Annotated in this window: 14 protein-coding genes; 7 read left to right on the top strand and 7 right to left on the bottom strand. The window is 69.1% G+C overall.

Annotated features, from left to right (window positions below):
- Positions 1-9: 9 nt before the first annotated feature.
- From ENSA5_RS24270 to ENSA5_RS24260, 3 genes are all read right to left on the bottom strand, one after another.
- Positions 10-1,023: an AAA family ATPase gene (locus ENSA5_RS24270; RefSeq protein ID WP_106394073.1), complete on the bottom strand. Its 1,014-nt coding sequence runs from the start codon at positions 1,021-1,023 to the stop codon at positions 10-12.
- 100 nt (positions 1,024-1,123) lie between these two features.
- Positions 1,124-3,037, bottom strand: coding sequence for a DUF8809 domain-containing protein (locus ENSA5_RS36325; protein ID WP_146156058.1), 1,914 nt, complete (start codon positions 3,035-3,037; stop codon positions 1,124-1,126).
- Between the two features lie 12 nt (positions 3,038-3,049).
- Complete coding sequence (locus ENSA5_RS24260; RefSeq protein ID WP_146156057.1) at positions 3,050-4,378, bottom strand: hypothetical protein; 1,329 nt, start codon at positions 4,376-4,378, stop codon at positions 3,050-3,052.
- A gap of 147 nt (positions 4,379-4,525) precedes the next feature.
- Between ENSA5_RS24260 and ENSA5_RS24255 the strand changes: the two genes are divergently transcribed.
- Positions 4,526-5,566, top strand: a complete 1,041-nt coding sequence (locus ENSA5_RS24255; protein ID WP_146156056.1) for a hypothetical protein — start codon at positions 4,526-4,528, stop codon at positions 5,564-5,566.
- A gap of 272 nt (positions 5,567-5,838) precedes the next feature.
- Here the strand turns inward: ENSA5_RS24255 and ENSA5_RS24250 are convergent, their stop codons facing one another.
- Complete coding sequence (locus ENSA5_RS24250) at positions 5,839-6,558, bottom strand: crotonase/enoyl-CoA hydratase family protein (RefSeq protein ID WP_106394070.1); 720 nt, start codon at positions 6,556-6,558, stop codon at positions 5,839-5,841.
- A gap of 98 nt (positions 6,559-6,656) precedes the next feature.
- Here ENSA5_RS24250 and mfd point away from each other — a divergent pair, with 98 nt between their 5' ends.
- The gene (gene mfd, locus ENSA5_RS24245) at positions 6,657-10,298 is read left to right on the top strand and encodes a transcription-repair coupling factor (RefSeq protein ID WP_106394069.1); all 3,642 of its coding nucleotides are present in this window, start codon (positions 6,657-6,659) and stop codon (positions 10,296-10,298) included.
- Positions 10,299-10,660: 362 nt separating this feature from the next.
- On the opposite strand, the gene ENSA5_RS24240 is transcribed toward mfd, so the two are convergent.
- A complete protein-coding gene (locus ENSA5_RS24240) occupies positions 10,661-11,605 on the bottom strand; it encodes a hypothetical protein (RefSeq protein WP_106394068.1) in 945 nt (314 codons plus the stop codon).
- A gap of 321 nt (positions 11,606-11,926) precedes the next feature.
- Between ENSA5_RS24240 and ENSA5_RS24235 the strand changes: the two genes are divergently transcribed.
- The 4 genes from ENSA5_RS24235 to ENSA5_RS24220 all read left to right on the top strand — a co-directional run bounded on the left by ENSA5_RS24235 (position 11,927) and on the right by ENSA5_RS24220 (position 16,882).
- Positions 11,927-12,286, top strand: coding sequence for a ribbon-helix-helix protein, CopG family (locus tag ENSA5_RS24235; protein ID WP_106394067.1), 360 nt, complete (start codon positions 11,927-11,929; stop codon positions 12,284-12,286).
- 401 nt (positions 12,287-12,687) lie between these two features.
- Positions 12,688-14,019: an FG-GAP repeat domain-containing protein gene (locus ENSA5_RS36320; protein WP_146156055.1), complete on the top strand. Its 1,332-nt coding sequence runs from the start codon at positions 12,688-12,690 to the stop codon at positions 14,017-14,019.
- Positions 14,020-14,117: 98 nt separating this feature from the next.
- On the top strand, positions 14,118-15,419 hold the full coding sequence (locus ENSA5_RS24225) for a hemolysin family protein (RefSeq protein WP_106394065.1): 1,302 nt from the start codon (positions 14,118-14,120) through the stop codon (positions 15,417-15,419).
- 311 nt (positions 15,420-15,730) lie between these two features.
- The gene (locus ENSA5_RS24220) at positions 15,731-16,882 is read left to right on the top strand and encodes a hypothetical protein (RefSeq protein ID WP_106394064.1); all 1,152 of its coding nucleotides are present in this window, start codon (positions 15,731-15,733) and stop codon (positions 16,880-16,882) included.
- A gap of 5 nt (positions 16,883-16,887) precedes the next feature.
- Here ENSA5_RS24220 and ENSA5_RS38155 read toward each other — a convergent pair whose 3' ends face one another.
- The gene (locus ENSA5_RS38155; protein ID WP_181198086.1) at positions 16,888-17,694 is read right to left on the bottom strand and encodes a hypothetical protein; all 807 of its coding nucleotides are present in this window, start codon (positions 17,692-17,694) and stop codon (positions 16,888-16,890) included.
- 155 nt (positions 17,695-17,849) lie between these two features.
- Entirely contained in the window at positions 17,850-19,280 is a 1,431-nt protein-coding gene (locus ENSA5_RS24205) for an RtcB family protein (RefSeq protein WP_106394101.1), read from the bottom strand.
- 147 nt (positions 19,281-19,427) lie between these two features.
- Between ENSA5_RS24205 and ENSA5_RS24200 the strand changes: the two genes are divergently transcribed.
- Entirely contained in the window at positions 19,428-19,682 is a 255-nt protein-coding gene (locus tag ENSA5_RS24200) for a metallothionein (protein ID WP_258182997.1), read from the top strand.
- Position 19,683: the final 1 nt, after the last annotated feature.

Genomic DNA, 19,683 nt, shown 5'->3' with positions numbered 1-19,683 from the left:
AGCGCGGGCTCAGTCGGGCTTGACCTTGGCGAGCACCTCTTCGAGCACGGCGTCGACCGACACGCCCTCGGCCTCGCCCTCGAAGTTGAGCAGCACCCGGTGGCGCAGGGCCTGGGGGACCACGCCCTTGACGTCTTCGACCGAGGGGGAGGTCCGGCCCTCGATCGCCGCGCGGACCCGGGCCGCGAGCAGGACCGACTGGGCCCCGCGCGGGCTGCCGCCGAAGCGCACGTACTGCTTGACGCCCTCGGTCGCGTTCTTGTCGGCGGGGTGGGTCGCGCGCAGGACCCGGACCACGTAGCGCGTCAGGCTCGGCGTGACCGGCATCGCGCGAACCAGGGTCTGCATCTCGACCAGGCGCTCGCCGTTGATGACCGGCTTGATCTCGTTTTGGTGGCTGCCGGTCGTGCGATCCAGGATCGAGATCAGCTCCTCCTCGTCGGGGAATTCGACGTTGATCTTGAACAAGAAGCGATCGAGCTGGGCCTCCGGGAGCGGGTAGGTACCCTCCTGCTCCAGCGGGTTTTGGGTCGCGAGGACGAAGAAGGGCTTGGGCAGCGCGCGGGTCTTGCCGCCGACCGTGACCTGCTTCTCGGCCATGGCCTCGAGCATCGCCGACTGGGTCTTGGGCGTCGCGCGGTTGATCTCGTCGGCGAGCACGATGTTGGCGAAGATCGGGCCCGGCTGATACTGCAAGGTCCGACCGACGCTGCCGTCTTCACCCTCGACGAGGACCGAGGTCCCGAGGATGTCGGCGGGCATCAAGTCCGGCGTGAACTGGATCCGGTTGAAGCTCATCGACACGGCCTCGGCGACGGTCCGGATCAGCAGGGTCTTGCCGAGGCCAGGGACGCCCTCGAGCAGGCCGTGACCACCCGCGAGCAAGCAGGTGATCACCCCGTGGATGACCGCGTCCTGGCCGACGATCGTCTGCTGAACCTCGTCGACGAGCTTGCGAAGATCCTGGGCGAGGGCCTGGAGTTGTTGCGCGGTGTTGGCTTCGGGTTGGGCTGGTTGGTTCATCGGAGGCCGGGGCAGCTTAGCGCTTGGCGAACGAACGAGCGACCGGGGCGGATTGTTCGATCGGCCCGGGTCCTGCTTGGTTCTGGGCTCAGCGCTGAGCTCAGTTCTGAGGCTGAATCATCTGGTAGTAGCGCTTGACCCGGCGGCGCTGGCCCTCGGGCAGCTCGTCGCTGTCCATCGCGCTCTGAGCGAAGCTCTTGTAGTCGCGGTAGACCCGCTTGTAGCTCTCGGTTGCGAAGCCCTCTTGGCTGGCGGTCTCGATCACCTCGGACCGGGTCTGGCCCTTGCCCTGCTTGGCGTCGACGCGCTCGTTGTTGACGTCGACGTCCTTGCGCGAGGCGTCGCCGAGGGCCTCGACGCTGCCGTCACCCATGCCGGGGCCCTGGCCAGCGCCGGGCTGCTGACCCTGGCCAGGCTGATTGCCCTGGCCCTCGCCCTCGCCCTCGCCCTGCCCCTCCTGGCCCTCCTGGCCCTCGCCCATCATCACGCCGTCGGGGTTGTCGCCGACCTCGCCCTCGACGAGCATCGTCGCGGGCTTGCCGTCCTTGCCCTTTTGGCCCTTGGCGGCCTTCTGGAACGCCTTTTGTTGCTGCTTGCGGCGGTTTTGGGACTCGCCGTTTTGACCCGAGCGCTGGACGAAGGACTTGGCCTGATCCATGGCGTCACGGACCTCACCCATCTGCTTTTGCTGACGCGACTGCTTGCTGGCCTGGCCCGCGCCCTTGCTGAGCTTTTGCTGGGCGTCCCTGCGCTTTTGCTGGGCGCCGCTCGACTGGCTGTTGCCCTGGGACTTGCGCGAGAGCTCTTTGAGCTGCTCGAGCTTCTCGCGCGCGGCCTTCTCGCGATCGGCCTGGCGCTGGAGCTCCTCGAGCCGCTCTTTTTTGCGCTCGAGCGCGCGCTCTTGCTCTTCGGGGTCCTCGGCCGGCTTCTTCTCCTGGCGCCGAAGCTCGCGCTCGGCCTGCTCCTTGGCCTTCTCGGTCCCGGTGTTCTCGTTGGCCGTCCGCGACAGCGAGCGCTCCATCTCCTTCAGGGCCTTGTCGAGCTCCTCTTTGAGGTCGCCGCCCTCGGCCTCGGCCCGATCCATGAGCTCCTGGAGCTCTTTTTCGACCTCTTCGGCGTCGGACTTGGCCAGGGCCTCGGCGACCTCGCGCATGATCTCGTGTTCGCGCAGATCCTCGGCGAGCTCGCGCATGCCCTCGGCGAGCATCCAGGGGTCTTCTTCGAGCTGCTCTTCGAGGTCGGCCTCGGCCTTTTGTAGCTCTTCGTCGAGCTGCTCGAGGCGCTGGAGCGCGTCGGCGCGGTCGAGCTCGCCGGACTCGAGGTCCTGGAGGACACCGAGCAGCTCGTTGGAGATCCGGGCGATCTCCTCTTCCTTGCTGGCCTCGAGCTTGCGCAGCTCCTCGCGCAGGGGCTCGGCGCGGGTCATGTCGAGGCCGCGGGCCTCGTCGAGGGTCTCGAGCTCGGTCTCCTCGGGCCCGCTGAGCAGGCGATCGTCGGGCTGCTCGGGCTCGCGCTGGGGGAGCAGCAGCGCGGCCAGGAGCAGCGAGAGCGCGAGGCCATCGAGCAGCCGCGGGCGCGGGACCACGAACTGGACGACGGGCTTGGCCGCGAGCCCGCCGATGCTCGAGGCCCCGTCGGCGATCGCCAGCTCGGCCATCTCGCGGGTCCGCGGGTCGTCTTGGGGGATCTTGGCGTCGTGCTCGGCGAACTCGATCGCGTTGCCGAGCCGATCGTGGAGGCGGTAGTGGGCGTCGACCTTGCGCGCGGTCGCCCGGATCGAGCGGCGGCGGATCGCAACCCAGGCCAGGACCACGGGGATCGGCGCGACCGCGGCCACGGTCCAGTTGACCGGGGTCATCAGCAGCCGGGCCGAGATGACCGCGAACGCGGCGATCATCAGGCCAGCGGGCAGCGCGACGCGGACCGTGAGCGCGAGCGCCTCGGCCGCCCGCTCGCGCCGCTGAACACGGCCGAGGAGGCTGTAGATGGGGCGAAGTTCGGGGCGCTTGCTCATGCTTTCGTCTCCCTAGAACGAGAACGCCTGCCACGCCGCCTTGGCCAGGGCAGCGTCGGGCTCGCCGACGCCGAGCGCGTCGTGGTGGTGGGTCGCGTAGAGGACCTTGTCGCGCTTGCGAACCAGCAGGTGCGCGTTGGGCTTGTGCTTCTCGAGGTAGTCCCGGAACAGCGGCTCGAATTGTTTGGCCTCGGCCGCGCTGTCCCAGACGATCACCCCGACCAGCAACGGCGCGGCGGCCTGGTCGGTCTTGTGGTCGAGGGCGATGTAGCGATCGCCGCCCCAGCCGGCCGCGGCCGCGCGAGCCGCGAAGGGCGGCGCGACGTCGGCGATCATCGCCAACAAGCTGGCCTCGCCGAGCTCGTCCTCCCAGGTGACCTCGTGATCGCCGAGCAAGTCGAGCAGCGGGGCGCGGTCGATGTTCACGGGCCGCGCGGGCTCGCGCTCGACGAGCTTGTCGAGGTGCAGCATCTGCTCGGTGGTCGTTGGCAGCTCGGCGTAGAGCGCGTCGACGGCCCCCCAGCCCTCGCTGCGGGCGAGCTCGATCACGCTGCGGGTCCCGTCGGTGTAGGGCATCTGGAGCATGCGCGCGAGCGTGGGATAGGGGATCCCCATGCCGTCTTGGATCTGGAGGACGAGGTCGGCCTGGGTCTCGAGCAGATCGTCGCCGATGCTGCCGATGCCCTCGCTGCCGGTCATCCAGGCCAAATAAGAGGCCTGGGCGTCGCCCTCGATCAGGAAGGTCTTGGCCGTGTCGAGGTCGCTGCGGCCCTTGGTCATGTGGTTGAGGGCCTCGAGGTCGAAGTGCATGTCTTGGAGGCCGTGGGCGCCCTCGTGGCCGACGACCATGCCGAGCGCGCCGCGATCGACGAAGTCGCCGATCAGCAGGGTCTTGCGCTTGGGATCGTAGATGCCGAGGACCCCGAACTCGAGCAGATCGAGCAGGACCTGCTCGCCGTCGCTGCCAACCGGGACCACGCCGAGCGCGGCCTGGACCCGGCCGGAGATCTGGATCTCTTCGGCGCTCATCTCTTCGTGCATGACCTCGCGGACGAACTCGCGGACGCCGTCCTTGCTGATCAGTTCCACGCTGAACTCCCCCGAGACCGGGAGCCCGCGCGACGCGGCGACCTCCTGGATGATCCGGCGGGCCGCGGCGTCGACCTTGGCCTGCGCGGCCGCGCGGGCCTCGGCTTCCTGCTCGGCGTCGGCATCCGGGCCTCGAACGTCTCGATCTCGATCTTCTTCCACGCGCTCGCCCGGATCCGTCGGCCCAGGCCCGGGTGTCGGGGTACAGGCGATCAGGGCCAGGCTCAGAGAGGTCCGCAGGGGTGCATTCACCGTCGACGAGCCTAGCAGGGCTCCCACGTCCGGCGGTCAGATACTTGAAATTGTTGCTATTTCTCACTGTCGGAGGGTCTCGTCGGTCCGCGCGCGGCAGACTGAGCTGACCATTTCCGACGCACCTGGCCTGCCCTACAATCCGTCATGGCCTCGAGCCCACTGCGGAAAATTCACTTTGCTGCCCTGTCACTCGCGTCCGTGCTCGGGTTTGGCCTCGGCGCGTGCGTCCAGGATCCCGGCACCGGCACCTGTGCCCCCGGCACGCTCAACTGCGAGTGCAACGTCGGCCAGTGCTACCCGGGCCTCCAGTGTGTGGCCAACTTCTGTATCGGGATCCCGGGCGGCGACGGCGACGGCGACGGCGAGACCGGCGACGGCACGGACGACCCCGAGTGCCCGACCGGCGAGCTGTCGTGCGACGGCGCGTGCATCGATCCGGACGTCGACCCCGACAACTGCGGCGAGTGCGGGAACGCGTGCGAGGGCGTGTGCAATGGGGGCGTGTGCGAGATCGTCGACTGCACCGTCGAAGCGTGCCCCGACGGCTCGTACTGCGACCTCGGCACCAACGAGTGCATGCCCGGCTGTGGCTCCGACGCGGACTGCCCCGACGGCTCGTGCGACCTCGGCTCGCACACCTGTGGGCTCGGCGCCGGCGACGCGTGTGACGTCTACACCCAGGACTGCATCGACGGCTTCAAGTGCAACGCCTCCTACGATCCGCCGATCTGCACACAGCTGCCGCCGGCGCCCAAGCAGGTCGGTCAACCCTGTGAGCTCGCCGAGGACGACTGCGTCGGCGGGGCCTATTGCATGTACAGCGGCGACCCCAACGTCGGCACCTGCAACCCGGTCTGCGGCGGCAGCGAGGCCAACCCGACCTGCGACCTGGGTGAGTTCTGCGCGATGACGGCCCCGCCGCTGTGCTTCGCGCAGTGTGATCCGCTCGCCGACGACTGCGCCTTCAGCGAGGGCTGCTACGGGCTGACCGCCAACATGGAATTCGGGTGCATCCCGACCTCGGTCAACCTCGGGCTCGGCGAGTCCTGTGCCTATCTCAACGACTGCGAGAGCGGCCTCGGCTGCAACACCAACGGGGTATGCGCCGAGTTCTGCGCCGTCGACAACCCGCCGGTCGACTGCACCTGCGTGGAGCTGTTCAACGGCATCGGGCTCTGCACCTAGGGCCCGTGGTGCAACCCATCGTGTCGTCTCGCGCCGGAATTTTCGTCGAGGGCGCGGAGCCAAAACGCCGCTGTGGTGGGCCCACTGCAAGTTTTGGCGACACTGCCCTCGGCGAAAAGGCCAAGCGAGACGGCGCGAGGGGTTGCGCCACGGGCTCCTAGCGAGGTGCAATGACCCCCGCGGCCGCCCACTGCAAGTTTTGGCGACACAGTCCTCGGCGAAAAGGCCAAGCGAGACGGCGCGAGGGGTTGCACCACGGGCTCCCAAGGGGGCTATGACCCGCCCGGGCGCGCACCGGTCACGCTGAGGAGCTTGTCGAGGTCTTCGGTCAGGGTCTCGCGGATCGTTGCGACGATGCCCTCGCGCATGCTGGCCTTGCTGCGGGCGTAGACCGGCAGGGGCAGACGCGTCAGCTCGTGGGCGCGGGCCATCGCGCGCGAGACGACCTCGTCGGCGGCGACGACCTCGTCGAGATAGCCGACGGCTTTGGCGCCCGCGGGGTCGTAGACCCTGGCCATCAGCGTGGCCTCGTAGCACTGACGCACATCGAGGCGGTCGCGGGCCAGCATCCACACGAGCTTCGGCAGCGGGATCCCGATCTGGACCTCCGTGAGCCCGATCTTGAACGCGCCCTGGGCCCCAACGCGGACGTCGGCCCCGAGCAAGATCAACGCGCCGCCCGCGACCGCGTGCCCGGTGCACGCGGCGACCAGCGGCGTGGGGAAGCTGAAGACGCGCAAGAACAGCTCGCAGCCGGCCAGGACCAGGGGCCGCGCGCTCTCGGCTCCCGACATCAAGACGCGCAGATCGAAGCCCGCGCAGAAGCGCCCGGCCCGGCCCACGAGCACCACCGCCTTGGCCTCACCCTCGGCGCGGTCGAGCGCGCGGTTGATCGACGCGACCATCTCGGGCCCGAGGGCGTTGGCCTTGGCGTCGTCGAGGGTGATGACGGCGACGTGGTCTTCCTGCGCGTAGTGAGCGAGCTCGGTCATATCGGGTCACAGTACGCCCTTTGCACGCCCCTCGTCTTCGCACGCGCGGCGCCGTTGTCCGAGCGCCGTCAGTAGGCTACGTCCGACCTCAGCGTCCCATGGCTCACCAAGCGATCGAGGCCATCGCGCCGATCCTGTCTGCCCTCCGCTCGGGTCGGCGCACCCGCGTGCTCGGGGCCGAGGGCGGCTACCGCGGCCTGCTCCTGGCCCGGGCGATGGCCGACCCCGACACCGACGCGCCGCTTTGCTACCTCGCGGCCGACGACGCGAGCGCGCGACAGGTCGCCGCCGACGTCGGCTTCTTCGCTGGGGTCTCGCCCGCCGAGCTCGACCAGAGCTCGCGGATCTTGCTGATCCCCGAGATCGACGTCTCCCCCTACGGCGACGTCTCGCCCGATCCGCGCGCGGTCGGGGGCCGGCTCGCCGCGCTCGAGCGGCTCCGCGCGGGCGAGGCCGAGCTCATCATCACGAGCTTGCGCAGCGCGCTGCGCAAGACCATCCCCGCCGCGGGCTTCGCCAGCTTGTGCCGCCAGTGGCGGACCGAGGGCGAGCTCGGGCGCGAGGAGGCGGCGGCGTTCTTGCTCGCGGCCGGCTACGAGCGCGTCGACCTCGTCGGCGATCCGGGCAGCTTCGCTATCCGCGGCGGGATCATGGACGTGTGGGTGCCGATCGAGCGCTTCCCCGCCCGGCTCGAGTGGTGGGGCGACGAGATCGAGCGCATCCGCATGTTCGACCCCGACAGCCAGCGCAGCCTGCGAGAGGTCCGATCCCTGCGCGTCCACCCGGTCCGCGAGACCATCGCAACCGGCGCGCGCGACCTCCGGCTCGCGGTGCTCGAGCTCGGCGACCAGATCGAGGTCCCGACCAGCAAGACGCGGCAGGTGATCGAGAACCTCCAAGCTGGCGTCGACTTCTTCGGCGTCGACGCGCTGACCCCGATCTTTCACGAGCGCCTCGACCCGCTGTGGGACCACCTGCCCGCCGACACCCGCTGGTACCTCGACGAGCCCGAGGCGCTGATCGGCCTCGGCGAGCGGATGCTCGACGAGATCGAGTTCGAGCATCGGCGCGCGATCGAGGCCAAGCACCTCGTCGCCGCCCCGGACCAGTTCTTCGTCACCCGTGAGCAGCTGCGCGCCCGCGTGCGCGAGACCGCCGTCGTCGGCCAGCGCCTCGACCTCTACGACCCCGAGGCGAAGGCCGCGACCAAGCAGCTGTCGCGCAAGCTCCTGCGGATCGAGCTCGGCCACAACCTCGAGCTCAAGACCAAGCTCGAGGCCGCGCGCGGGCAAAAAGGCGGCGAGCTGCTGCGGCCGGTCGTCGAGCACATCCGCAAGCTCGGGGTCCACGATCACGCGGTCCTCGACGGGCAGCTCGACGCGGCCGATCGCGACCCGTGGGACGTGATCCTGGTCGCCCCCAACCTGACCCACGCCGAGCGCCTCACGGCGATGCTGCGCGGCTACGGCCTCAGCCTCGAGCTGCCCGAGGCCGCGAGCGAGCGCGGGCCGCTGCGCGAGCTCGGCGGGCTCGGGCTGCCCCGGCTGCGGGTCCGCGTGCTCCCGGGCTCGCTGTCCGAGGGCTTTGCGAGCGAGGCCGACCGCCTCCTGGTCGTGTCCGAGTCCGAGATCTTCGGCTCGGTCGCGCGTCGCAAGCAACGCCGACGCAAGCGCGGCGCGGGCCTGGCCTCGCTCGCGCAGCTCAACGTCGCCGACTACGTCGTCCACCTCTTGCACGGCGTCGGCCGCTACATCGGCCTGACCAAGCTCGCGATTCATGGGGTCCCGGGCGACTTCGTGATCGTCGAGTACGCGGGCAAGGACAAGCTCTACCTGCCGGTCCACCGCATCGGCGAGATCGAGCGCTTCGTCGCGGCCGACGCCAAGCCGCCCAAGCTCGACAAGATGGGCGGTCAGACCTTCGAGAAGAAGGCGAGCAAGATCCGCGCAGACGTCCGCCAGATGGCCGAGGAGCTGCTCCAGATCTACGCCCAGCGCGAGGCCCTCAGCGGCCACGCGTACCCGCCGACCGACGAGATGTTCGCCGAGTTCGAGCAGACCTTCCCCTTCGAAGAGACCCCCGATCAGGCCGACGCGATCGACGCCGTCCAGGGCGACCTGTCCAGCCCCCAACCGATGGATCGCCTGGTCTGCGGCGACGTCGGCTTCGGCAAGACCGAGGTCGCGCTGCGGGCCGCGTTTCGGGTCGCGGCCTCGGGCAAACAGGTCGCGGTCTTGGCCCCGACCACGGTCCTGGTCCAGCAGCACTTCCTGACCTTCTCCGAGCGCATGGAGGCCTTCCCGCTCCGCGTGGGCGTGCTCAACCGCTTCGCGTCGACGGCCGAGCGCAAGCAGACCATCAAGCTGCTGCGCGCGGGCGACATCGACGTCGTCGTCGGCACCCACCGCCTGCTCGGGCGCGACGTCCGCTTCAAGGACCTGGGCCTGGTCGTGATCGACGAGGAGCAGCGCTTCGGGGTCAAGCAAAAGGAGCGCTTCAAGCAGCTCAAGACCTCGGTCGACGTGCTCACGCTGACGGCCACGCCGATCCCCCGGACCCTGCACATGTCGCTGCTCGGGCTGCGCGAGATCAGCATGATCACGACCGCGCCGGTCGATCGTCTGGCGATCCGGACCTACCTGACCCGCCACAGCGACGTGGTCCTCGACGAGGGCATCCGCCGCGAGCTCGCGCGCGGTGGCCAGATCTTCTACGTGGTGCCGCGGGTCATGGGCATCGAAGAGCACGCCGTGCGGATCCGCGAGCTGTGCCCCGAAGCCCGGGTCATCGTCGCCCACGGGCAGATGCCGCCGGACATGCTCGAGCAGACCATGGTCGACTTCGTCGAGCATCGGGCCGACGTCCTGGTCTCGACGACGATCATCGAGAGCGGCCTCGACATCCCCCGCGCCAACACCATGTTCATCGCGCGCGCCGATCAGTTCGGGCTCGGGCAGCTCTACCAGCTCCGCGGTCGCATCGGTCGGTCGAAGCTGCGGGCCTACTGCTACTTGATGGTCAACTCGCTCGAGCGGCTCTCGGACGACGGGCGGCGCCGACTCGAGGCGATCCAGCGCAACTCGGAGCTCGGCTCGGGCTTCAACGTCGCGAGCCAGGACCTGGAGATCCGCGGGGCCGGGGATCTGCTCGGGCGCAGGCAAAGCGGCAGCATCCAGGCGATCGGCTTCGAGGCCTACGCGCGGATCCTCGGCGAGGCCGTGGCCGAGCTGCGCGGCGACCCGATCCTGCGCGAGACCGACCCCGAGCTGGTCTTCGACGTGCCTGCGTTTTTGCCCGACACCTACGTCGAGGACGTCGGCCAGCGCCTGGACTTCTATCGCCGCCTGAGCACGGCGCGCGACGCCGACGAGGTCCGCGAGGTCATGACCGAGCTCCACGATCGCTACGGCGAGCTCCCGGTCGAGGCCACGCACTTCGGCCTGATGATGGCGTGCAAGAGCTACGGGCGGCGGCTGCGCGCGCTGAGCCTCGAGCTCGTCGGGATGCGCTTGTCGATCCGCCTCGGGCCCGAGACGCCGCTCGCTGTGGACGTGGCCGTGGGCCTGTCCGACGCGACCGACGGGCGCGTGCGCCTGGCCAGCGGTGGCGAGCGCATCGTGGCGACGATCCCCAACCGCACGGGCAAGGACTGCTCGCGCCAGCTCGAGGTCTGCGAGGGCGTGCTCGCCGAGCTCGTGACCTTCGCGCGGCTCGACGCCGCGATCACGCCGGACTCGTAGCCCCGCGCCTCCCCGCGCCTCCTAGCAGTCCGGGGTGCAATGCATCGTGTCGCCTCGCGCCGGAATTTTCGCCGAGGGCGCGAAGCCAAAACGCCGCTGTACCGGGCGTACTACAAGTTTTGGCGACAAAGCCCTCGGCGAAAAGGCCAAGCGAGGCGGCGCGAGGCATTGCACCCCGGGCTGCTAGCAGCCCGCAGCATGACCTCGCCATGCCAGTTGGCTTCGGTCGCCCACATCGGTCTGTGGTCCGGGGCCGACACGATGACGGGCGAGCGATGCGTAGCTCGGCGGCGTCGGCACGGCGGTGATCAACCCCAGCCCCACGGGCTGAGCGGCGGGCTGAGCGGCGGGCTGAGCGGCGCTCAGTTCGGGGTGACGAAGAGCTGATCGAGCGTGGTGATGGTGCTGGCGCGGACGACGAGCGCCTTCAGATCTTCGAGGGACTCGCAGGCATGGATGCGGGTGCGCGTGAGCTCGTCGAGTCCGATGCCGCGTGCCTCCAGGATGTTTGCGAGGACGGCCCGAAGGGCGTCGCGCTGGCCTTCTTCGCGGCCTTCTTCGCGGCCTTCGCGCCGACCTTCACGCTGGCCGGCCTCGCGGCCCTCGCGGAGCCCCTTGGTGAACGCCCCGCTGCGTCGCTCCCACTCGGACAGCTCCTCGTCGTCTTCTTCGGATAGGTGGCTTCGGGCTTGTTGCATGACTTCCTCGCTGATGCTCGCGCTCACGAGCTGAAGGTAGTTGCCCAAATCAGACGGCCGGATCGAGAACAGCGCCTGGAGGGTCACTGCTGCTGATACCACGGCTTCGGGGTCGCCGCCATGCATGACCACGCCCAGCACCGCGGCGGGAATGTCGGCAAGCGCACTTTCGAGGTCGATAATTGCCGGGATCATTTCGGGCGTAATTACGAACGGGGTCAACTCGGGCTCGAGTTGAAACAAATCTTCGCGCACCCAACGGAGGACTTCGGGGTCGGGGCTGAACACCAGGTTCCAGGCGGGGCACTTCAAGAGGCGCCGGACCGCGGCGCGGTAGAGGATCATGGTCCAGGCTTTGTTCGGATCCTTGTCTTTTTGAATTTCGAGGACGATTGCGCCCTCGGGCCGCCCTTCATTGCGACCGACAATGACCAGATCTGCCCGCACGGGCTCGCTCGAGCCGAGAGGATCGTCGAATTCGCCCGAGATTTCATGGATGAGGTCGTGGTCGAGTTCGAGGCGAGCGCCGGCCTCGCGGGCGTATGCGAGGACCCTGTCGGGAAACTTGCGGAACAGTCGCCTGATGTTCTGATGGGTTTTACCGGGCATTCGGTTCGGCCTTCACTGATATCGAGCGCACTGTGAGGGGTGAGGGTTTGAATGTCAATTAGATGGTGTCGTGTTTTAAAGTGGCCCGATTCTGGGCCACCTGTTCAATAGGGAGGTGGCCCGATTCCGGGCCACTTATCCTGCCCAATGCAAAGTGGCCCGATTCCGGGCCACCAATTCGAGCGAGCATCGCTTGGCGACTCAGGGCGGCGGACCGATCGTCCCGCCGCCTTCGGTCCCGGAGTCAGACCTCGTCGGGTCCGGACTCATCCCCCGATCTTCGTGACGCGCCGGGGGCGCGAATCGTGTATCCTGCGGACCATGTCGACCCCCAAGCCTGGTGTCCCTGCATCGCTCCTGCCTCGCCTCAGCAAGGTCGCCGAGCGCCTCGGTCGCCCGGTCGAGGAGCTGATCGAGCAAGCTCTGACCCGCTACATCGAAGAGCACGAGCACGAGCACGAGCACGAGCGCGAGCGCGACGCCGCGCCGGGGCCCGGCTTCGACGAGGTCGTGTTCGGCGAGGGCGACTCGGCGCAGAAGTTTGGCGCTGCCGAGTTCCGGCAGCTGCCGCTCCGCCGCCAGGTCAAGCTGCTGATGGGCAAGCCCGTCCACTTCTTCCGCGAAGGTCGCGAGATCCCGCGCGAGCAAGCGATGTCGTTGGCCGGCATCGCCACGCGCTGAGGCTTCGCCAGCGTCGCGACCTGAGCGGGCCGACCTCGCCCGATCTCCGGGCTCGGGTCCGGGTCGTGCTCGGCGTCGACCCGCGCGAGGCCAGAGTCCATGACCTAGCACCCCGGGCTGCTAGACGCGCCCGTCGTCACTGACCACCAGGTGGGCCCGCGCGTCGGTCGGGTCACGACCCCGCGGGCGCGAGAGCTCAACCGGCGCCCCGGCGGTCGGGCTCGGGACCGTAGGCCGCGTACACGACCCCCCCATCGCCCGAAGCCGAGACGGTCCTCGAGCGCATCGCGCCAGTGTCCCCCACCCGCGGCTCGGCTCGGCGTCCAGCGTGTCTCGAGTCGATGCGCTCACTCTCACCCACCCGAACAAGCACAAATCAGGCGCGCGACGTAGAATGCGCCATGCCCCGAACTCTGATCGCTCCACTTGCCCTTCTCGTCCCCCTCGCGTGCTTCGCCGATCCGCAGCCCAGCGACGACGTCAGCACCAACGCAGACACGAGCGGCGGGACCACGAGCGACGACACGACGAGCACGAGCGACGACGACGACGACGACGACGACGACGACGACGACGACGACGACGACGACACGAACGACGACGACACGAACGACGACGACGACACCAACGACGACGACGACACCAACGACGACGGCACGACCGAGGGCGGCTGCGTCGACCCGATCTGCTACGAGGTCGGCGTCGAGCTCGGCGCCGGGTTCGGGCCACGGGACGTGATCGTCGCCGACATCGACGGCGACGGCGAGCGCGACATCGTCACGGCCAACGCTGGCGGGGACAACGTCGCGGTCTTGCGCAACCTCGGCGGGGGTGACTTCGGGGCCCCGAGCTTCTACCCGACCGGGGTCGAGCCCGTCGCGGTCGCGGCCGTCAACCTCGACCCCGAGGCGCCCGACGACGCGGGCATCGATCTGGTCGTCGGCAACGCGGGCGGGCAGTCGATGAGCATGCTGACCAACACGGGCGACGCCGTCGCCTTCGACGCCCCCGAGACCGACGCGATCGGGGCCGCGATCGTCGACCTCGACGTCGGCAACCTGACCCTCGACAGCAACTTCGAGAGCGTGGTCGGGGCGATCGGCGATCAGGGCATCCTGATCACCCACGGGACCGGGCTCGGGCTCGCCGGAGATCTCGACGCGGCGCCGACGGCCGACCCCGCCGTGGCCGTGACCGCCGGCTTCCTGACCCAAGACCCCTACTCGGACTTCATCTCGGTCTCGAACCTCGGCCCCTCACTGACCGTCGTCCACTTCCTGCCCGATCCGCCCTACCTCGACGTGTTCGACCTCGTGATCGCCGACGCAGCCGACGATCTGATCCTCGCGGACCTCGACGCGGACCCCAACCTCGACCTCGTCGTCGCGTCGGGGGCCCTCGACATCATCACGGTGTTCCCAGGCGACGGCAACGGCATGTTCAACCAGCCAACGCCGATCTCGGTCGAGGTCGGGCCCGACTCGCTCGCGGTCGGGGATGTCGACGACGACGGCAACGTCGACGTCGTCTACGCGTCGTCGACGGCCAACGAGGTCGGCGTGATGCTCGGCAACGGCGACACGACCCTCGCACCCGCGCTGACCTTCGACGTGGGCATGCGGCCGATGGCCGTCGCGCTGGCCGACTTCAACGACGACGGCCAGCTCGACATCGTCACCGCCAACGCCGACGGCGACAACGTGACGGTCCTGCTGTCGACGACGATGCCCTGAAGCGCGCGCTCGCAGGCTGCGCAACCAGCGCAGCTGTGAGCTTGACGTGGCGGCGGCCCTTGAGTCTGCGGTCCGGATCGGCGAAATCCCATGGTGAGATGCTCGCCAAGCTCATCTGGACTGCGGTGTTCGTGTTCCTCAACGGAATCTTCGTGGCCGCCGAGTTCGCGCTGGTCAAGACCCGTCCCGCGCGCATGCAAGCCCTGGCCGAGCAGGGCGACGCGCGGGCCAAGCGGCTGCTGGCCATGATCGACGAGCTCGATCTGTACCTCTCGGCCTGCCAGCTGGGGATCACGATCGCGAGCCTGGTCCTCGGCTACCTCGCCGAGCCCGCGTTCGCGGCCCTGATCGAGCTGGGGGCGGAGTCCGTCGGCATCGACACCCACGGCAGCACGACCCTGCACGTGGTCTCCTTCGGCCTCGCCCTGACGATCGTCACCTTGCTGCACATGGTGCTCGGCGAGCAGTGGCCGAAGATCTGGGCGATCCACACGGCCGAGCGGACCTCCTTGCGCCTGTCCTTGCCGCTCAAGATCTTCACCATGATGTTCAAGCCGCTGATCATCGTGGTCAACGTCTTGTCCAACGGCTTGCTGCGCCTGGTCGGAGTCTCGGGCGGGCACGGTGAGCACAACGCCGACGTCCGCGAGCTCAAGGGCATCATCGGCGCGGCGGCCTCGGCCGGGAACATCTCGGCCCGCCAGCGGATCTTTGCCGAGAACATCCTCGACCTCGTCGAGCTCGAGGTCCGCCACGTGATGTTGCCGCGGACCTCGGTCGCGTTCCTCGATCTGAGCGCGCCGACGAAGGACAACCTCGAGCGCCTGCGCTCGCTGGGTCACTCGCGCTGGCCGCTGTGCAACAAGAACCTCGACGAGGTCGTCGGCATCGTGCTCGCCCGGGACGTGCTCGACACCTTGCTCGCGGGCGGCGAGGTCGAGCTCGAGGCCATCGCCCGACCAACGCAGTTCGTGCCCGACACCCAGCCCCTGTCGCGCTTCATCGTCGGCTCGCAGCAGACCGGCCACCAGGGCGCGATCGTCCAGGACGAGCACGGCACGACGGTCGGCATGGTGTTCCTCGAAGACGCCCTCGAGGAGATCGTCGGGCCGCTCCACGACGAGCGCGACGAGCTCCAAGAGCCGTTCGAGAAGGGTGAGGACGGCGTGATCGACATGGACGGCGCCCTCGACCTGCCAGCGGCGAGCGCCCTGCTCGGCGTCGAGCTCGAGGACAGCCACGACACGATCGGGGGCTACATCATCGCCACGCTCGGCCGCTTGCCGCGGCAGGGCGACAAGCTCGTGGTCGGGGCCTTCGACGCCGAGGTCACCCGCGTCGGCCGACGCCGCAGCGTCGCGCGGGTCTGCTTCACCCCGCGCGAGGACGCCGAGAGCTGAAGCAGCCCATGGCAGCGATCATCCTCCTGGAACAGCTCGCTCTCCCACTTCGAGTGCTCACGGATGACTCGCTTGGTCGGTCGCTTTGTGCCGAGACGAACACACGGTCGATGGGCCAGGTTCAACAGCCCCGCCTTCTGCAGGCCCGACAGGGCCACGTGCAGGGCAGCCCGATCGCGACCTGCGGCTCCAAGGGGATCCGCCGCAGCGCACGGACCAGCAGGCGCCGCTGCTCGTCGCGCGCGAGCGAGGGCCCGCAGGGCTGGGACCCTGTCCGGAATCGTCGACATCGATCGTGCGTAGTCGCGGCGATGAGCACGCGCACCCGACTGCAGCTGGTCCTGATCGCCCTCGTCACAGGCGACTCCCTGGCCTGCACCTGCGGCTCCATCGAGGGCGACAGGATCGACGACGAGGCCGCGCTCAACGGCGCCCTCGACGATCGCCTGCTAGCAGCCCGGGGTGCAATGCCTCGCGCCGCCTCGCTTGGCCTTTTCGCCGAGGGCTTTGTCGCCAAAACTTCCAGTACGCCCGGTACAGCGGCGTTTTGGCTTCGCGCCCTCGGCGAACATTCCGGCGCGAGGCGACACGATGCATTGCACCCCGGGCTGCTAGAGCTCGTCCCGGCCCCGGATCGCCAGGCCGAGCCGGCCCCCGAGCGGCCCGTCGAGCCGCTGCCCCGCCCCGAGCTCGACGAAGACGGGCCGTGGCGGCCCGTGACCTACGGCGAGCCCAGCGGCCCGCCACACCTGAGCCTCGACGAGACCGGCTACGCCGGACCCTGCGAGTTCGGCCTCGCCAGCCAGGGCCTGCCCGCCGTCAACCGCGACACCGAGCGCGTCGTCAACGTCGAGTTTCAGCGCCCGGAGGGTCCCTCGGATTACGACGAGTCCCGCGTGGTCCTGGTCTGGCGCGACTTCGACGACGCGGTCGAGCGCAGCGTCGAGATCTACGACGCCCGCGCCCTCGCCCCCGGCGACTACGAGTCTGCCCCCCGGGTCTACTGTGCCCGAGCTCGGCGCGCCTTCGAGGCCCGCCTCCCCGAGCTCAACGCTCTGCTCGACGCCGAGCCCCTCGTACCGATGATCGCCCAACCCGTGCAGCTCGCCCCCAGGCCCAACGTGTTTGACGAGGTGCCCCTGTCCCCACGCGGGTCCGAGCGCCCCGTCGAGGTGCTGTTTAACGGCGGCGAGCTGATCACCCGCGTGCGCGGCCTGAAGGTCCTGGCCCGGCGCGCGCACCCGGACTGGCAGGGCGAGGCCTACACCATGAGCGCGTACAACCCCAACATCCTCGCGGTCCACGGTGACCGCGAGATGGAGGTCGCGGTCATCGAGCGCAGCTACGAGAGCGCGAGCTGCATGAGCGACACGCAGACCTACGCTGGAGTCACGCGGATGTCCGAGGCCGTGTTTGCACAGATCGAGCTGCGCTCAGAGCTCGCCCTCGAGCTCCGAGAATAGCGAGCCTACTTCGGCGGCCCCGAGGTGCTGTCGAACCCGAGCGTGACCCGCAAGCGCTCCATCTGGCCGACCGTGTTGCCCATGGTCGTGTGCGTCTGGAGATCTCCGTCGATCGCCCGCTCGACGTTCTCGGGCGCGGCGTTGTCCCCGAGGGCGACGAAGCTGGCGACGTAGTTGCCGTACTCGACGGTCTGGTCCGAGAAGTTGAGGCTGATCTCGGCGAGGTTGAGCCCGCCGCCGGCCGGGAGGGCCTGGGCGAAGGTCCCGGAGATCGTCAGGTAGCTGCCGTCGAGCTGAAACTGGCCGTCCTCGTCGGAGTAGTAGACGTCGTAGAATTCCCCGCTCGCGCCGTCGATGTCGTGGTTGGCGTTGGCCAGGGGGTCGTCGAGGCGCACGGTCAACTCGGCGCCATCGACCGTGAACGTGAAGGGATCCGGAGTCGCGCCGCCTGTGCGCTCGTAGAAGGTGATCGACTCGAGCATGGGCAGCTCCTTGACCGGGACCAGCTCGGGCGCGGGCACGTCGTCGGGTGTGCCGAGATCGAACTTGGGGCCGTCGTCACCGTCGCCCTCGCCCTCGTCGCCGTCGCCGTCGCCGTCGCCGTCGCCATCGCCATCTCCAGAGCTGTCTCCCGAGCTGTCTCCGTCTCCATCTTGGCTGCCCTCGCCGTCGCCGTCGCCGCCGCCGTCGGGACCATCGGACTCGTCTTGCGTAGTCGCGCCCTCGAGGGCATCGCCGCCGTCATCGGCGTCGGGCTTCGCACACGCGAGGAACAGCGGCAGCAGACACGAGAGGGACAGCGAGCGGCGCATGCCGCAGGCTACTCGATCACCACAGGCCGAAGCCACACGGCATGCCTCGTGATGCGACAACCCGTGCCCCGGTCGGTCCGCCACGTGATCGCCGTCGCCCCGCTCTCGGCGTGCACGATGCTCAACCCGAGCGGGCTCCTGGGTGTCTCACGGCCTCAGCCCTTGATGCAGATCAGCGGCTCGAGCCGCGCGACCTTGCGCGCGAGCCCGACGTGGTCGACCGCGTCGATGACTCCGCCGAGGTCTCTGTAGGCCCCCGGAGCCTCCTCGGCGACGCCGCGGGGCCCGACCGCCTTGATGAGGATCCCGCGCTCGACGAGCTCATCGGCGAGCTCGCGGCCCTGCCACCTGCGCGTCGCCTGAGCTCGGCTCACTCGGCGGGCCGCGCCGTGACACGCCGATCCAAACGAGAGCGCCATCGAGTCGGAGGTCCCGACGAGCACCTGAGACTCGGTCCCCATCGTGCCAGCGATGAACACGGGCTGGCCGAGCTCGCGCAAGGACTCGGTCAGCTCCGGGTGCCCGGGCCCAAACGCCCGCGTCGCGCCCTTGCGGTGGACGAACAAGCGACGGCGCGCGCCGTCAATGACGTGCTCCTCCTCTTTGCAGGTGTTGTGCGACACATCGTAGATGAGCTCGAGCTCGGCGCCGGGGACCACGTCGGCGAACACCCGCCGGATCAGGTGCGTGATGATCTGACGATTGGCGAGGGCGCAGTTGATGCCCGCGCGCATGGCCCCGAGGTAGCGCTGGCCGAGCGCCGACGCGATCGGTGCGCACGCGAGCTCCTTGTCGGGCAGGTCGAGTCCGTAGCCCTCGGCGGCGCGGACCATCTCGCCCAGATAGTCGGTCCCGATCTGATGGCCGAGCCCGCGCGAGCCACAGTGGATGCTGACCACGACCTGGTCGACGACCAGCCCAAACGCGGCCGCGAGCTCGGGCGCGAAGATCTCGGCGACCCGCTGGACCTCGAGGTAGAGATTGCCCGAGCCGAGCGTGCCCAGCTCGCTTCGCTGACGGGACTGAGCGCGCGCGGACACGTGCTCGGGCCGGGCCCCAGCCATGCAGCCGTACTCCTCGATTCGGTCGAGATCCTCGATGCGCCCCCAGCCCTGCTCCACGGCCCAGCGCGCGCCGCCGCGCAGCATCGCCTTCATCTGCCTGTCGTCGAGGTCAATCCGCCCGGTGCAGCCCACGCCAGCCAGGATTCGATGAAACAGCGCGTCCGCGAGGGGGTATTGCGCCGCCTTGACCCGCTCGACGCCGCCACCGGTCCGCAGGCACCGGACCCCGCACGAGATGTCAAAGCCGACGCCGCCGGGCGACACCACGCCGCCCGCCTGGGCGTCGAACGCGGCCACACCACCGACCGGAGCGCCGTAGCCCCAGCGTCCGTCGGGCATGACGTAGACGGCGCCGACGATGCCCGGCAAGGTCGCCACATTGGTGGCCTGGTCGAGGACCTTGTCGTCCATCTCGCCGACGAGCGCTTCGTCGCCGTAGAGCACGACTGGCACCTTCATCGGCCCCGTCGCCGGTCGCCGCCAGATCAGATCGGTCACTCGGTCGAGCGCGCTGAGGTCCACGAGGGTCTCCGTCGACAACGGTAATCTGCAAGACATACACCAGCGGGCGCCCCGCGGGGCGCTAGGCTTGCGCTAACGAAAGACCTGCGGTGGCATGGAGGGTGCAGCAAACTTGGAGTCAGAGGTGAATCCCCCATGGCACGATGCATGACCTGCGGCAACGACTACGAACACAGCTTCGAGATAAAGCTAGACAATCACACGTACACCTTCGACTCCTTCGAGTGTGCCATTCACAAGCTCGCGCCGGTCTGCCGAAACTGCGGCTGCCGAATCCTGGGTCACGGCGTGGAGTCCGGCGACGAGATGTTCTGCTGCGCTCACTGTGGCCGGGAGAAGGGCGTCGAGGGCCTCAGCAGCCGTGTCAGCGCCCACAGCGCTGAGCACGTGGCGGCGAGCTAAG

This window comes from Enhygromyxa salina (assembly GCF_002994615.1).
GTDB classification, from domain to species: Bacteria; Myxococcota_A; Polyangia; order Nannocystales; family Nannocystaceae; genus Plesiocystis; species Plesiocystis salina_A.
The sequence above is the reverse complement of the archived record's forward strand: the minus strand, read 5'-3'. Positions and strand labels throughout refer to the sequence as shown.

Excerpts from the sequence above, each read along its gene's own strand:
- ENSA5_RS24270 (WP_106394073.1), bottom strand. The coding sequence starts at position 1,023 with ATGAACCAACCAGCCCAACCCGAAGCCAACACCGCGCAACAACTCCAG.
- ENSA5_RS36325 (WP_146156058.1), bottom strand. The coding sequence starts at position 3,037 with ATGAGCAAGCGCCCCGAACTTCGCCCCATCTACAGCCTCCTCGGCCGT.
- ENSA5_RS24255 (WP_146156056.1), top strand. The coding sequence starts at position 4,526 with ATGGCCTCGAGCCCACTGCGGAAAATTCACTTTGCTGCCCTGTCACTC.
- ENSA5_RS24250 (WP_106394070.1), bottom strand. The coding sequence starts at position 6,558 with ATGACCGAGCTCGCTCACTACGCGCAGGAAGACCACGTCGCCGTCATC.
- mfd (WP_106394069.1), top strand. The coding sequence starts at position 6,657 with ATGGCTCACCAAGCGATCGAGGCCATCGCGCCGATCCTGTCTGCCCTC.
- ENSA5_RS24240 (WP_106394068.1), bottom strand. The coding sequence starts at position 11,605 with ATGCCCGGTAAAACCCATCAGAACATCAGGCGACTGTTCCGCAAGTTT.
- ENSA5_RS24235 (WP_106394067.1), top strand. The coding sequence starts at position 11,927 with ATGTCGACCCCCAAGCCTGGTGTCCCTGCATCGCTCCTGCCTCGCCTC.
- ENSA5_RS36320 (WP_146156055.1), top strand. The coding sequence starts at position 12,688 with ATGCCCCGAACTCTGATCGCTCCACTTGCCCTTCTCGTCCCCCTCGCG.
- ENSA5_RS24225 (WP_106394065.1), top strand. The coding sequence starts at position 14,118 with ATGCTCGCCAAGCTCATCTGGACTGCGGTGTTCGTGTTCCTCAACGGA.
- ENSA5_RS24220 (WP_106394064.1), top strand. The coding sequence starts at position 15,731 with ATGAGCACGCGCACCCGACTGCAGCTGGTCCTGATCGCCCTCGTCACA.
- ENSA5_RS38155 (WP_181198086.1), bottom strand. The coding sequence starts at position 17,694 with ATGCGCCGCTCGCTGTCCCTCTCGTGTCTGCTGCCGCTGTTCCTCGCG.
- ENSA5_RS24200 (WP_258182997.1), top strand. The coding sequence starts at position 19,428 with ATGACCTGCGGCAACGACTACGAACACAGCTTCGAGATAAAGCTAGAC.